We start from the raw sequence: 13415 nt of genomic DNA, 5'->3' as shown, positions 1-13415 counted from the left end.
GAAACACGGCTTCCCCCGTTACAGGGATAGGGTATAAAGAGTGGTTTGCTCCGTACCTGAATGAGTGGAAAGGTTTTAAATCCTTTCAAGAGAGGTGGCACCGCGTTGGAAAACGTCCTCTGTCCTGCAGCATACAGCTGCGGGCAGAGGACGTTTTTTATTTAGCCGGGAACCGGGATCTGTAATCGGAACCCGCCTGTTAAGCGAAGGATATACAGCCGGAGCGCGAAAAACCACTTGCTTGTGGCCATTTCAATAAAAAAGGAGAGCGGACGGATGCAATACAAAATGGTTAAGCTAAACGGCGATGTGTTAACGCCGGTCATGATTTTTACGAGGCTGAGAGGAAAATGCAAGTTTTTGTTCGAAAGTTCGCTGCCAAATGACAGCAACGGCCGGTTTTCTTTTATCGGGGCTGATCCGGTAAAAGCGTTCATCGGGCGGGATGATGAGCTGGAAGTGATTGACCGGGTGACGGGGAGGCGCGAAATAAAAAAAGGAAAGCCGCTCGATCTTGTCAAAGATCTGTTGCCGCGCCTTGGCATTCAGCTTCCTTTTCCGTTTTACGGCGGGGCGGTCGGCTATATCGGCTATGACGCCATCCGCCAGTATGAAGAGATCGGCCATGTGCCGGAAGATGAAACAGGAATTCCGGATCTGCATTTGATGCTGTACCAAAACATAGCTGTTTACGACCATAAAAGCCAGACCGTCTACCTTGTTTCAACCGGGGAAGACGGAGAAGCAATAGAAAAAAATCTTGCGGCAATGGAAAAAGCGATTCGCCAGCAGACGAGCGCAGAACCATTTGTCGACTATGGCCCGGTTGATTTTGCCCCGGCCATTCAAAAGCAGGCATTTATGAAGATGGTCGAAACCGCAAAACAGCATATCGAAAACGGGGACATTTTCCAGGTTGTCCTCTCACAGCGCATGAAAGGGACGCTCTCACACGACCCGTTCTATTTTTACCGGAAGTTAAGGAAAGCGAACCCGTCCCCGTATATGTTTTATCTCGACTTCGGCGGCTATGTCGTCCTCGGGGCATCGCCGGAAAGCCTGATCAAAACGAAGGGGCGTGTGGTATATACGAACCCGATTGCGGGAACGCGCCCGCGCGCCAATGCCTTAGAAGAAGATGAGCGCCTTGAAAACGAGCTTTTACACGATGAAAAAGAACTTGCCGAACATAAAATGCTCGTTGATTTGAGCCGGAACGACCTCGGCCGGGTGTGCGAGCCCGGAAGCATCCGGGTGCAAAAATATATGGAAGTCGAGCGGTTCCAGCATGTGATGCACATCGTTTCGGAAGTACGAGGAAAATTGCGGGACGGTTTTAGCGGAATTGACGCGCTCATCTCCTGTCTCCCGGCCGGCACGGTATCAGGTGCGCCGAAAATCCGCGCGATGCAAATCATCAACAGTCTGGAAAGCTTGAAGCGCGGCATGTACGCGGGAGCGGTCGGCTATATCAACCTGAACGGCGACATTGACTTTGCGCTCGCCATCCGCTCGCTCCTGATTAAAGACAACACCGCTTATTTGCAGTCGGGCGCAGGCATTGTCTACGATTCCGATCCGGAAAAAGAATATGAAGAAACGCTCAACAAGGCGAGATCGATTCTGGAGGTACAGACACATGATTTTATTGCTCGATAACTATGACTCTTTTACTTACAACTTGTATCAGTATTTATGCGAACTTGGGGAGGAAGTAAAGGTGTTCCGCAATGACCGGATCACCGTGGATGAAATCAGAAGGCTCAAGCCGGAAGCGATTGTCCTCTCGCCGGGGCCCGGGGTGCCGGAAAATGCCGGCATTTCCATTGAAGTCGTTAAAACATTTTACCGGCAAATCCCGCTGCTCGGCGTCTGCCTCGGCCATCAGGCAATCGCCGCGGCATTCGGGGGAGGGATCACAAAAGCAAAAGAAATCAAGCATGGCAAAACTTCGCTTGTGCGCCATGAGGGGAAAGGAATTTTCAGCGGCCTGCCGGATCCGGTCGAAGTGATGCGCTACCACTCGCTTGTCATGGACCGGACAAAGATCCCGGAAGTCCTGGAAGTGGTTGCCGAATCTCTTGATGACGGCGAAATCATGGCCATTCAACATCAATCCGCCCCATGCTTCGGCGTCCAGTTTCATCCCGAGTCGATCGGGACGGAAACCGGCAAACAGATGCTTGAAAATTTTTTACGCGAAATCAGAAAGGATGAGAAAGTTGAAACCGTATCTTGAAAAAATTTTGGCACAAGAAGGGCTGACGTTTGAAGAAATGCGGGAAGCATCCCGCGCACTGTTTTCAGATGAAGTGACAGAAGGGGAGATGGGCGCATTTTTGGCCGTCTTGAAATGCAAAGGCGAAACGGCGGAAGAAATTGCCGGGCTGGTCGAAGTGATCCGTGAAAAAGCCGTGCCGGTTCCGTGCAGCGTTCCCGGACTGATGGACAACTGCGGGACGGGCGGGGACGGCAGCCACAGTTTTAATATTAGCTCGACCTCCGCGTTTGTGCTGGCGGCAAGCGGCGTGAAGGTCGCCAAACATGGCAACCGCAGCGTCTCAAGCCAGACCGGAAGCGCCGATGTCCTTGAAAAACTCGGGATTTCCTTGTCTTTCCCGGCGGAAGAAATTGAAGGCTTGCTGAGAGAAATCGGCATCGTCTTCCTGTTTGCCCCGAATGTCCATCCGGCCCTCGGAAAAATGATGAAAATCCGGAAAGATTTGCGGATCCCGACGATTTTTAACCTGATCGGCCCGCTCACAAACCCGATGAACCTGGAAACACAACTGCTTGGGCTTTACCGGCGCGATATGCTCAGGACGATGGCAGAAGTACTCGGCCGCCTTGGCAGAAAACGCGCGCTCGTTGTCAATGGCGCCGGCTATCTTGATGAAGCATCTTTATCGGGGGAAAACCATTTTGCGCTGCTCGACGGCGGGAAAATTACCACGTTTACGCTGACGCCGGAAGAAGTCGGTTTGCCGTATTACCCGCTTGAAGCGATCCGCGGCGGCGATGCACAAAAAAACAGCGATATTTTGCTGTCAGTATTGAAGGGAGAAAAAGGTGCTTATCGTGATACGGTGCTCTTCAATGCCGGGCTTGCGCTCTTTGCTGCAGGGCGGGCAGAGACGGTAAAAGAAGGGATCCGGATTGCGGAGCAGGCAATCGAATCGGGCGCGGCACTTGAAAAACTGCACGCGCTCATTGAAGCGAGCCGGAAACTCACGCAGGAGGCGATTTAAATGGCATTTTTAGAAAAGATTTTAGCCGAAAAAGAAAAAGAAGTGGCCCGTATCAAAGCTGCAGGAAAGGCTTTTGCCCCAAACGCGCGCAAAGCCCCTTCTCTTTATGAAACATTTATGCAGGCCGAAAAAACAAGCATCATTGCTGAAATCAAACGGGCCTCCCCATCAAAAGGGGATATCCGAACGGGCGTGGATCCCATCCGGCAGGCGCTTGCCTACGAAAAAGCAGGCGCCGGCGCCATTTCCGTTTTAACGGATGAAATCTTTTTTAAAGGATCGGTGGAAGATTTGAAAGCCGTAAGCGATGCAGTCCGGCTTCCGGTTCTCTGCAAAGATTTTATCATCGACGAAATTCAGATCGACCGGGCAAAAGCATATGGTGCAAGCGTAATTCTCCTGATCGCAGCGGCTCTTTCCCCCGAAAGGCTCCGTCAGCTGTACGATTATGCCCGGGGCGCCGGCCTTGAAGTGCTGCTTGAAGTGCACAATGAAGCGGAACTGGAAACCGCTGTGGAAACAGGGGCCCGGATTATCGGCATCAACAACCGCAATTTAAAGACGTTTGACGTTGATCTCGGCGTTGCCAAAAAGCTCGCGCCAAAAATCTCAAATCCGGATGTGCTTGTGATTAGTGAAAGCGGCATCCGCACCCGGAAAGATGTCGTTCGCGCTGAACATGCCGGGGCAAAAGGGATTTTAGTCGGGGAAACGCTGATGCGTGCAAACGACCCGGAAACGGCAATAAAAAGACTGACCGGTCTCCCGGAGAAACGGAAAGTCAAGGTTTGCGGCATTCGCACGCTTGAAGCGGCCCGAGCGGCTGTCTCTGCAGGGGCGGACATGATCGGCTTTGTATTTGCCGAAAGCAAACGGAAGATTACACCGGAAAAAGCAGCACAGATTGCAGAAGCGTTGCCGGATTCTATCGAAAAAGTGGGCGTATTCGTCAATGAATCGCCTGAAAAAATGGCGGAAATTGCAGAGCGGGCCGGGCTCGATTACCTGCAGCTGCACGGTGATGAAACAGCAGAAGACGTCGCGCAAATCCCTTATCCGGTAATCAAGGCTTTCCCGGTAAGGACAGATGCTGATCTCGAAGCGATACACGATTACCGGTGCGATCTGGTGCTTTTGGACAGCGCCGGCGGAAAATATCGCGGCGGTAACGGAAAGGCGTTTGACTGGGAATTGGCAAAGGCGCTATCGGATGAGCGGGCGGTGGTGCTTGCCGGCGGGCTCACACCGGAAAATGTCGAAGCCGCGATTCTTTCCGCCCGGCCGCATATCGTCGACGTTTCAAGCGGGGTGGAGACAAACGGGGAAAAAGACCCGGATAAAATCAAAACCTTTGTGCAAGCAGCAAGAAAAGCATTTCAAAAATTAGAGGAGCGTGACGATAATGCAAACATACAAACTGCCTGATACAAACGGCCGTTTCGGGACTTTCGGGGGGAGATTCGTCCCGGAAACCTTGATGCCAGCTGTTAAAGAACTCGAGCAAGCTTATCATGAAGCCATGAACGATCCGGCTTTTCATGCGGAATTGGAGAAACTGCTGAAGCAATATGTCGGTCGTGAAACCCCGCTTTATTTTGCAGAAAACTTAACAAAGCTTGGCGGCGGCCCGAAAATTTTCCTGAAACGCGAAGATTTGAATCATACGGGGGCACATAAAATCAACAACACAGTCGGCCAGGCGCTGCTTACGCTTAGAATGGGAAAAAAGAAAGTCGTTGCCGAAACGGGCGCCGGCCAGCACGGGGTGGCAACTGCAACTGTGTGCGCGCTGCTCGGCCTTGAATGCATGATTTTTATGGGGGAAGAAGATATCCGCCGGCAAAAGCTCAATGTATTCAGAATGGAATTGCTCGGCGCAAAGGTCAAAAGTGTGGCGCAGGGCAGCGGCACATTGAAGGATGCGGTCAATGAGGCACTCCGCTACTGGGTTGCCCATGTGGAAGACACGCACTATATTATGGGTTCAGCAGTCGGCCCGCATCCGTTTCCGCAAATTGTCCGCGATTTCCAAAGTGTGATTGGGAAAGAAACGAAAAAACAGATTGTAGAACAGACAGGCAAACTTCCCGATGCAGTTGTCGCCTGTGTCGGCGGCGGCAGCAATTCGATCGGCATGTTTTATCCGTTTGTGGAAGATAAGTCCGTAAAATTGTTCGGCGTGGAAGCGGGCGGCGCCGGCCTTGGAACAGGAAAGCACGCGGCGTCTTTAAGCGACGGCAAACTCGGCGTGCTTCACGGCATGAAAACATATCTGCTGCAAAATGACGACGGGCAAATCCAGGAAGCTTATTCGGTATCGGCCGGGCTTGATTATCCAGGAGTCGGGCCGGAACACAGCTATTTAAAAGAAACGGGCCGGGTTACGTATACGTCCGTGAACGATGAAGAAGCGTTGGATGCATTCCGGCTGCTTTCGAGGACAGAAGGCATTATCCCGGCACTGGAAAGCGCACATGCCATCAGTTTTGCGCTGAAACTGGCAAAAACAATGGGAAAAGACGAAACGATCGCCGTTTGCCTGTCAGGACGTGGAGACAAAGATGTAGAAGCAGTCAGCCACTTGCTTGGAGGGGAAAACAATGGGTGAAATTTCGGCACTGGAAAGTACACATGGCAACAGTTTTGCGCTGCAATCGGCAAAAACGATTGCTGCTAGCCTCTTGGGGCACGGGGACAAAGATGGAGGAGCGGTCAGCCGCTTGTTTGGAATAGGTGAAATTCCGGCCCTGGAAAGCACACATGGTAGCAGTTTTGCGCTGCAATCGGCAAAAACGATTGCTGCTAGCCTCTTGGAGCGCAGGGACAAAGATGAAGGAGCGGTCAGCCGCTTGTTTGGAGGGGAAAACAATGGGTAAACAAAAATTGGAAGGACAGTTTGAAACGGTTCTTGCACGCGGTGATCAAGCGTTTGTCCCTTATATTATGGCAGGGGACGGCGGAATGGAAGAGACGGAGAAAAGGCTTGCGTTTTTAGAAGCTTGCGGGGCAACGGCAATTGAACTTGGCATTCCGTTTTCCGACCCGGTCGCAGACGGCCCGGTCATCCAGGCGGCAGGACTCCGCGCTTTTAAGGCAGGTACGACAATGAAAAAAGTGCTGGACCATTTAAAAGCCCATCCAAGGCAAGTTCCGATTATTCTCATGACGTATTTCAACCCGGTTTTTGCCTACGGGCTGGAAAAATTTGCAGCAGACTGCGCGAATGCCGGTGTTGACGGACTGATTATTCCAGATTTGCCCATCGAGGAAGAAGAGGAAATTGCCGGAGAACTGGCAAAATGCGGCCTGGCGCTCATCCGGCTGGCTGCCATTACAAGCCCGAAAGACCGGCTTGAGGAAATCGCCTCCCGTTCAGATGGGTTTCTGTATGCTGTCACGGTCACCGGTACAACCGGCACCCGTACAAATTTTCACGACAATATCGAGGATTACCTGGATTTCTTATCAAGCATCAGCCGGGTGCCTGTTCTTGCCGGCTTTGGCGTTTCCAGCCCGGAGCAGGTCCGCCGTTTAACCCGTTACTGCAGCGGCGTGGTGGCCGGGAGCAAAATCATCGAGCTCTTCCAGCACGGGGAAACGGAAAAAATCCGCGCGCTTGTGGAAAGCGCAAAGCAACAAGCAGCACCAAACCAGCTGTAAAAATGCCTGTACGCACGCGCCGAAACGGTTTACGCACACGGTCGTCCGTGCTCCAGTTGAGTTTCCACAGGGTTATACACATCTTGAACTGGTAAAGAAAAGGGATTTTTCTGGTTATCCACAATATCCACATTTTATACACAAAAAATGTGCACAAATTTATGCACATCAAATCATATTGGGAATAAAGGTATTGAAAGGTTTATGCACATCATCCACAAAAAACGGGAGCCTCATGGAAAGGCCTCCCGTTTTATTTTACCGACTGTTTTTCGCTCTTTTTGCCGCAGCGTCGGAACGGGCTTGTGCTTCCAAATCTTCCCCATCTGCGAGTTCCCTCGAATATTCAATGTCTTTCCCGTCTATTTTCATGTTCTTCGGTACTTGCGGCAATGTTGCTTTATTTTTATCGCGTGTTTTATGCTGATGTCCGCGGCCCATTTAAAAAACCCCTTTCAAGCAGTTTGCGGTTGCCCCCGCAAAACTACTTTTTGCGTAAAAGGTTTTTCTTAAACAGGTAATTATTTGTGCCAAAAGTATGCAGATATTGCCATTCCCACTAGCGTAAGTTCTTCTTAAACAGGTAATTATTTGCGTCCGCTGTCCGTGTATCCTCCGGCCCGGTCGGCTTTTTTAAATTCACGCTGGTAAGTCACTTCCTGCATGCTTCTTAATGTGCTTTTCGTCTGAACTTTTTTATCTTTCGGCATTCGTAAAACCTCCTTTTTGGATTATTGTTCCCGGTCATATCGCTTTCTACACTTTCAATGGTAAAATAGACAAGGGAGGTATGCATGTGCCGGTCATTACAAAAATCTCAGTTCAAAAAAACAATAAAGAACGTTACAATATTTTTCTTGATGGACAGTACCGGTTCAGTGTTGATGAAGAAGTGCTGGCACGGTACCAGCTTTTAAAAGGGAAGGAATTGGATGAGCTTGATATTGAAGCGATCCTTGCCGAAGATGATATCCGGAAAGGCGTCAACACCGCTATCCATTTTCTTTCCTACCGGATGCGGTCGGAAAAAGAAGTACGTGATGATTTGATAAAAAAGGAATTTGCGCCGGAAGTCATCCGGAGTGTCATATCAAAGCTTTATGAATTGCAGTATTTGGATGATGCGGAATTTGCCGCAAGTTTTGTACGAACACAAATGAATACAACACATAAAGGGCCTGTTGTCATTAGAAGGGAACTCCAGCAAAAAGGCATTGCACCAGAGCTTGTGAAAAAGGCGCTTGAAATTTTTGATGCGGATCAGCAAGTGGAACACGCCCTTGCCCTTGCGGAAAAACTGTCCAGGCAGCATGCCCGGTTGTCAGAGAAGCTTTTAAAGCAAAAAGTGGAGCAGGGGCTTGTCGTAAAAGGTTATCCACCTGAAGTGATTTCCGCTGCGATGGCGGCGCTTCATATTGAAAAGGATGAAGAAGCGGAGTGGGAAGCCCTTCTTCAGCACGCTGAAAAAGCAAAGCGCAAATACGGTAGACTTTCGGGATATGCATACAGGCAAAAAATGAAGCAGTTTTTATACCGGAAAGGGTTCCCGGTTGATTTAATAGACCGCTACTTGCGAGAAGAGGAGGATGGAGATGGAAAAAAGATACAGTGAAATGAGCGAGTATGAGTTAAAGCAGGAAATTGCACAATTGACGGAAAAAGCGCGCAAGGCCGAACAACTTGGTATTGTGAATGAGTTTGCCGTGCTTGAGCGGAAAATTGCGATGGCAAAGTCGTATTTGCTGGACCCGGCTTCTTTTCAAAAAGGGGAAATTTATGAAATTGAAGGAGACCCCGGCGTCTATTTTAAAATTGATTATATTGACGGCGTCTTTGCCTGGGGTTACCGGGTTAGCGGGGGCAAACCGATCGAAGCCCTCCCGATTTCGATGCTAAAACAGGTGGATTGAATGAAAGTTAGGACGGATTTGTCGCGGGTTGACATGTTTTTTATAGGGGTTCAAAAGGGGTGCACGTTGCCAGTCGGAATGTCTTTTATAGGGCTCAAAAGGACAAAAGTGGTGCACGATGCTGGTTGAAATGTCTTTTACAAAGGTGCAAAAGGACAAAAGGGGACACGTTGCCGGTTGAAATGTCTTTTACAAGGGTTCAAAAGGACAAAAGGGGGCATGTGGCCGGTTGAAATGTCTTTTATAGAGGCTCAAAAGGACAAAAGGGGACACGTGGCCGGTTGAAATGTCTTTTATAGAGGCTCAAAAGGACAAAAGGGTGCACGAAGCTGGTTGAAATGTCTTTTATAGAGGCTCAAAAGGACAAAAGGGTGCACGAAGCTGGTTGAAATGTCTTTTAGAGGGGCGCAAAAGGACAAAAGGGGACACGTGGCCGGTCGAAATGTCTTTTACAGAGGTTCAAAAGGACAAAAGGGTGCACGATGCCGGTCGAAATGTCTTTTTTATAGGGGCACAAAAGGACAAAAGGGTGCATGTGGCCGGTTGAAATGTCTTTTACAGAGGTTCAAAAGGACAAAAGGGTGCACGAAGCTGGTTGAAATGTCTTTTAGAGGGGCGCAAAAGGACAAAAGGGGACACGTGGCCGGTCGAAATGTCTTTTACAATGGCGCAAAAGGACAAAAGGGGACACGTTGCCGGTTGAAATGTCTTTTACAAGGGTTCAAAAGGACAAAAGGGTGCACGATGCCGGTCGAAATGTCTTTTTTATAGGGGCACAAAAGGACAAAAGGGTGCACGATGCCGGTCGAAATGTCTTTTATAGAGGTTTAAAAGGACAAAAGGGTGCATGTGGCCGGTTGAAATGTCTTTTACAGAGGTTCAAAAGGACAAAAGGGTGCATGTGGCCGGTTGAAATGTCTTTTACAGAGGTTCAAAAGGACAAAAGGGTGCACGTGGCCGGTTGAAATGTCTTTTATAGAGGTTTAAAAGGACAAAAGGGTGCACGATGCTGGTTGAAATGTCTTTTACAAAGGCGCAAAAAGACAAAAGCATGCCCGTCCCATGTTGAAATGTCTTTTACTGAGGTTCAAAAAGACAATGGATTCGCCTCCTTTTGTCTTTCATCCTGTTTATGAAAGACATTTCATTCCGCGGATCGTCTCCATTTGTCCTTCATCGTGTTTATGAAGGACATTTCAGCTTGGGGTGCGTCTCCTTTTGTCCTTCATCCCTGTTATGAAAGACATTTCATCCCGCGGATCGTCCCCTTTTGTCCTTCATCGTGTTTATGAAGGACATTTCAGCTTGGGGTGCGTCTCCTTTTGTCCTTCATCCCTGTTATGAAAGACATTTCATCCCGCGGATCGTCCCCTTTTGTCCTTCATCCTGTTTATGAAGGACATTTCAGCTTGCAGTTCGCCCCTTTTTGTCCTTCATCCCGTTTATGAAGGACATTTCATCCCGCGGTTCGTTCCCTTTTGTCCTTCATCCCAGTTATGAAGGACATTTCATCCCGCGGATCGCCTCCTTTTGTCTTTCATCCCGTTTATGAAGGACATTTCAGCTTGCAGTTCGCCCCTTTTTGTCCTTCATCCCGTTTATGAAGGACATTTCATCCCGCGGTTCGTTCCCTTTTGTCTTTCATCCCGTTTATGAAGGACATTTCAGCTTGGGGTGCGTCTCCTTTTGTCCTTCATCCTGTTTATGAAAGACATTTCAGCTTGGGGTGCGTTCCCTTTTGTTCTTCATCCTAGTTATGAAAGACATTTCATCCCGCGGTCCGCCCCTTTTTGTCTTTCATCCTGGTGATGAAAGACATTTTGAAACGAAGCCTATCCTTTGATGTCCTTCACCTTTTCGCTTTTCACCTGTTCCCGGAAGGCTTTCCAAATTTTTTGATGGGGCACAGGAAATGCAAACGTTTCAATCTCCCTAGGAGGCACGCATTTTAATTCATTCGTTTCCTGTACCTGATTTAAAATTTTCCCGTGGTATACCCGGATATCCCAAATTAAATGGGTGAAAACATGGCGTATTTCCGTAAAATGTTCGGTTTCAAGCGCTGCTTCAATTTTAAAAACATCTCCAAGATAGTCCTTCAGCACCTGTCTTGCCGGCAAAACGGTGCTTTCTTCCACTTGTACAAATTCCCACATATTTGCAAGCAGCCCTTTATCCGGACGCTTATGGATCAAAATGCGCCCGTCTTCATCTTCCAAAACGGCTGCCTGAAGCCGGATCTGTTTCTGCTTTTTCCCTTTTGATTTCACAGGCAGCTCATCAATGGTTCCCTCTCTAAACGCCCGGCAATGCTCCCGGACCGGGCAAAGCAGGCATGACGGCGATTTTGGTGTGCAAACGAGCGCCCCGAGTTCCATTAAAGCCTGATTAAAAAAAGACGGATTCTCCCGGGAAATCAGCTTGCGGACGACTTCTTCAAAAACCTTTCTTGCAGAAGGCTTTGCAATGTCTTCCCATATGGATAAAATTCTTGCCAGCACCCGCATCACATTGCCGTCCACAGCCGGTTCCGGCAGGCCGTATGCAATGCTTAAAATCGCACCGGCCGTATATGGCCCTACGCCTTTTAGCTTCGATACCTCCTCCGGCGTGTCCGGAACCGTGCCGCCGTAATGTTCCTCCACTTCTTTTACAGCAGCGTGCAAATTCCGGACGCGCGAATAGTAGCCGAGTCCTTCCCACGCTTTTAGCACTTCATCTTCACTGGCATCCGCCAGCGCTTCAATTGTCGGGAATTTTTCCATAAAACGCCGGAAATAGGGGATGACGGTGTCCACCCTTGTCTGTTGCAGCATGATTTCCGATACCCAAATTTTATACGGGTCACGGTCCTCCCGCCACGGAAGTTTCCGCTGTTCCCTTTCAAACCAGGAAATCAGATCATCTTGAAAAGATTTTATATCAAAGTCGTCGATTGGCAAATTTTTCAATGTTTAACTCCCCCAAATGATTGCTATACATTTTATAAACGGGAAAAATACAATCAGGAAATCCTGAATTGACCGCTTCTGTCTATTGCAATTCTTTTTAATTTACCATATGATGAAGGCATATGAAAGAAATAAGCGCTTTAATAAGGAGCCAGAACCATTTTTAGGAGGAATAAGATTGGATACAGGAACCCATGTTGTTATGGGATTTGCACTTGGAGGTTTGGCAACGTTGGACCCTGTGGTCGCACAAGATGCGGTTCATTTTCACAGCGTTCTCATTGCCACGGTTTTAGGTTCACAGGCACCAGACATCGATACTTTGCTTAAATTTAAAAATAATGCGGTTTATATTCGCAACCACCGCGGCATTACACATTCTGTTCCCGCCGTCTTGCTGTGGCCGCTTGCCATTACAGCTGTGCTCAGCATCTTTTTCCCTGGAACGGATGCGCTTCATTTATGGCTTTGGTCTTTTTTGGCTGTTTTTTTGCATGTGTTCGTCGATATCTTTAATGCGTACGGGACACAGGCATTGCGGCCGTTCTCATATAAATGGGTCGCGCTCGGCGTGATCAATACATTTGACCCGTTCATTTTCACCATCCATGTGATCGGCATTGCCGCCTGGCTGTTCGGGGCACAACCGGGGCCAACTTTCCTGGCCATGTACATCTTCATATTTTTATATTATATCGCCAGATTCGCGGCACGTCACGATGTAAAAAAAGCCGTCCTGGCCAGGATTCCGGATGCGGAAAATATCATTATTTCCCCGACTGTCCGTTTTCACCAATGGAAGATTGCCGTAAGAACGAAAGATGCCTACTATGTTGCATCCGCATTTAAGTCGGCGGTCACCATTCTGGACAAATTCAAACGGCTTCCGGTACCGGAAAATGAAATTATTGAAGCGGCAAAGCAGGATAAAAATTTGTCAGCTTTCTTAAGTTTTTCCCCTGTCTATAACTGGCAGGTCAAAGAACTTGATAACGGCTGGGAGGTCCGTTTTACCGACCTCCGCTACCGGAAAAACGGGCATTATCCGTTTGTTGCTGTTGTGAAATTGAATGAAGATCTGGAAATAACCGGTTCTTACACCGGATGGATTTTTAATAAGAAAAAGCTAAAGAAAAAACTTGATGTTGTACCAAGATAAGGATCGGATTTTACATCTGAAAACGCGCAAAATAACCGGTGCGGGGGCCATTCCCCACCGGTTATTTTGTTAAGGAGGGCGTTAACATGCGGAATAAAGAAAAAGGTTTCCCGTACCATCATGACAATGTATATGAAGGCAAACCGCGGGCAAAAGCTGAATATGCTTCGAAACGCGCGGACGGCACAACCAACACGCACCCGCAAGAACGCATGCACGCATCCGGCCGCCGCGGCGAGTCATAACAGAAAGGGCTGCTGGATTACACCGGCAGCTCTTATATTTTCATCGGCAGGAATAAAAATGGTTTCTTTTAAGAGCAAGGCAGGTAATGGTACGAATAGAGATCGTTCTCTCAGAGGAAGAAAATTTATTCATTTTTTTGGCCGGTTACAGGCGGTCATCATCATTTTACCTCCGCTGTATGCTACAACATAGATGATCATCACAATAATCTCAATTTTTGCATTATCAATAAATAATGATG

General features: G+C 48.6%; 14 protein-coding genes and 1 other annotated feature (1 of these 15 cut by a window edge). Of the genes, 11 read left to right on the top strand and 3 right to left on the bottom strand.

The annotated features are described in order from the left end of the window. Positions 1-123: a binding site (T-box leader), on the top strand (it extends 126 nt beyond the left edge of the window). A 153-nt stretch (positions 124-276) separates the two neighbouring features. Genes trpE through trpA form a run of 7 tightly spaced genes read left to right on the top strand, consistent with a single transcriptional unit; the run spans position 277 to position 6908 of the window. After that, on the top strand, positions 277-1659 hold the full coding sequence (gene trpE / locus NSS95_RS12545) for an anthranilate synthase component I (RefSeq protein ID WP_340713926.1): 1383 nt from the start codon (positions 277-279) through the stop codon (positions 1657-1659). Next, entirely contained in the window at positions 1640-2239 is a 600-nt protein-coding gene (locus tag NSS95_RS12540; protein ID WP_340713925.1) for an anthranilate synthase component II, read from the top strand. Before trpE ends, NSS95_RS12540 begins: the two co-directional genes overlap by 20 nt. Further along, entirely contained in the window at positions 2223-3248 is a 1026-nt protein-coding gene (trpD, locus tag NSS95_RS12535) for an anthranilate phosphoribosyltransferase (protein ID WP_026684891.1), read from the top strand. Before NSS95_RS12540 ends, trpD begins: the two co-directional genes overlap by 17 nt. Further along, positions 3249-4673, top strand: a complete 1425-nt coding sequence (trpCF, locus tag NSS95_RS12530) for a bifunctional indole-3-glycerol-phosphate synthase TrpC/phosphoribosylanthranilate isomerase TrpF (RefSeq protein ID WP_035190606.1) — start codon at positions 3249-3251, stop codon at positions 4671-4673. Continuing rightward, on the top strand, positions 4651-5856 hold the full coding sequence (gene trpB / locus NSS95_RS12525) for a tryptophan synthase subunit beta (protein ID WP_104851555.1): 1206 nt from the start codon (positions 4651-4653) through the stop codon (positions 5854-5856). Before trpCF ends, trpB begins: the two co-directional genes overlap by 23 nt. Then, a complete protein-coding gene (locus NSS95_RS12520) occupies positions 5849-6124 on the top strand; it encodes a hypothetical protein (RefSeq protein WP_340713924.1) in 276 nt (91 codons plus the stop codon). Before trpB ends, NSS95_RS12520 begins: the two co-directional genes overlap by 8 nt. Continuing rightward, positions 6117-6908 (top strand): tryptophan synthase subunit alpha, encoded by a 792-nt coding sequence (gene trpA, locus NSS95_RS12515; RefSeq protein ID WP_340713923.1) that lies wholly within the window; start codon positions 6117-6119, stop codon positions 6906-6908. Before NSS95_RS12520 ends, trpA begins: the two co-directional genes overlap by 8 nt. Positions 6909-7166: 258 nt before the next feature. Here trpA and NSS95_RS12510 read toward each other — a convergent pair whose 3' ends face one another. Together NSS95_RS12510 and NSS95_RS12505 are read right to left on the bottom strand one after the other, a co-directional pair. Further along, complete coding sequence (locus NSS95_RS12510; protein ID WP_017551419.1) at positions 7167-7349, bottom strand: YfhD family protein; 183 nt, start codon at positions 7347-7349, stop codon at positions 7167-7169. Between the two features lie 146 nt (positions 7350-7495). Further along, positions 7496-7618: a YfhE family protein gene (locus NSS95_RS12505; protein ID WP_014097357.1), complete on the bottom strand. Its 123-nt coding sequence runs from the start codon at positions 7616-7618 to the stop codon at positions 7496-7498. A gap of 86 nt (positions 7619-7704) precedes the next feature. Here NSS95_RS12505 and recX point away from each other — a divergent pair, with 86 nt between their 5' ends. Together recX and NSS95_RS12495 are read left to right on the top strand one after the other, a co-directional pair. Continuing rightward, entirely contained in the window at positions 7705-8520 is an 816-nt protein-coding gene (recX, locus tag NSS95_RS12500; protein WP_014097358.1) for a recombination regulator RecX, read from the top strand. Continuing rightward, positions 8501-8818: a YfhH family protein gene (locus NSS95_RS12495; RefSeq protein ID WP_035183866.1), complete on the top strand. Its 318-nt coding sequence runs from the start codon at positions 8501-8503 to the stop codon at positions 8816-8818. The genes recX and NSS95_RS12495 overlap by 20 nt, the downstream gene beginning before the upstream one ends. Positions 8819-10650: 1832 nt before the next feature. On the opposite strand, the gene mutY is transcribed toward NSS95_RS12495, so the two are convergent. Continuing rightward, positions 10651-11769, bottom strand: coding sequence for an A/G-specific adenine glycosylase (gene mutY, locus NSS95_RS12490; protein WP_340713922.1), 1119 nt, complete (start codon positions 11767-11769; stop codon positions 10651-10653). 178 nt (positions 11770-11947) lie between these two features. Between mutY and NSS95_RS12485 the strand changes: the two genes are divergently transcribed. Continuing rightward, entirely contained in the window at positions 11948-12928 is a 981-nt protein-coding gene (locus NSS95_RS12485) for a metal-dependent hydrolase (protein ID WP_014097361.1), read from the top strand. An 86-nt stretch (positions 12929-13014) separates the two neighbouring features. After that, positions 13015-13173: a small, acid-soluble spore protein K gene (locus tag NSS95_RS12480; RefSeq protein ID WP_014097362.1), complete on the top strand. Its 159-nt coding sequence runs from the start codon at positions 13015-13017 to the stop codon at positions 13171-13173. The last annotated feature ends 242 nt before the right edge of the window (positions 13174-13415 follow it).

This window comes from Weizmannia sp. FSL K6-3076, from assembly GCF_038007245.1.
GTDB lineage: Bacteria > Bacillota > Bacilli > Bacillales > Bacillaceae_C > Weizmannia > Weizmannia faecalis.
Note: the sequence above shows the minus strand (reverse complement) of the source record. Positions and strands in the feature narration are given on the sequence as shown.

Excerpts from the sequence above, each read along its gene's own strand:
- NSS95_RS12495 (WP_035183866.1), top strand. The coding sequence starts at position 8,501 with ATGGAAAAAAGATACAGTGAAATGAGCGAGTATGAGTTAAAGCAGGAA.
- trpE (WP_340713926.1), top strand. The coding sequence starts at position 277 with ATGCAATACAAAATGGTTAAGCTAAACGGCGATGTGTTAACGCCGGTC.
- trpCF (WP_035190606.1), top strand. The coding sequence starts at position 3,249 with ATGGCATTTTTAGAAAAGATTTTAGCCGAAAAAGAAAAAGAAGTGGCC.
- NSS95_RS12505 (WP_014097357.1), bottom strand. The coding sequence starts at position 7,618 with ATGCCGAAAGATAAAAAAGTTCAGACGAAAAGCACATTAAGAAGCATG.
- NSS95_RS12540 (WP_340713925.1), top strand. The coding sequence starts at position 1,640 with ATGATTTTATTGCTCGATAACTATGACTCTTTTACTTACAACTTGTAT.
- trpB (WP_104851555.1), top strand. The coding sequence starts at position 4,651 with ATGCAAACATACAAACTGCCTGATACAAACGGCCGTTTCGGGACTTTC.
- NSS95_RS12520 (WP_340713924.1), top strand. The coding sequence starts at position 5,849 with ATGGGTGAAATTTCGGCACTGGAAAGTACACATGGCAACAGTTTTGCG.
- trpA (WP_340713923.1), top strand. The coding sequence starts at position 6,117 with ATGGGTAAACAAAAATTGGAAGGACAGTTTGAAACGGTTCTTGCACGC.
- NSS95_RS12510 (WP_017551419.1), bottom strand. The coding sequence starts at position 7,349 with ATGGGCCGCGGACATCAGCATAAAACACGCGATAAAAATAAAGCAACA.
- NSS95_RS12480 (WP_014097362.1), top strand. The coding sequence starts at position 13,015 with ATGCGGAATAAAGAAAAAGGTTTCCCGTACCATCATGACAATGTATAT.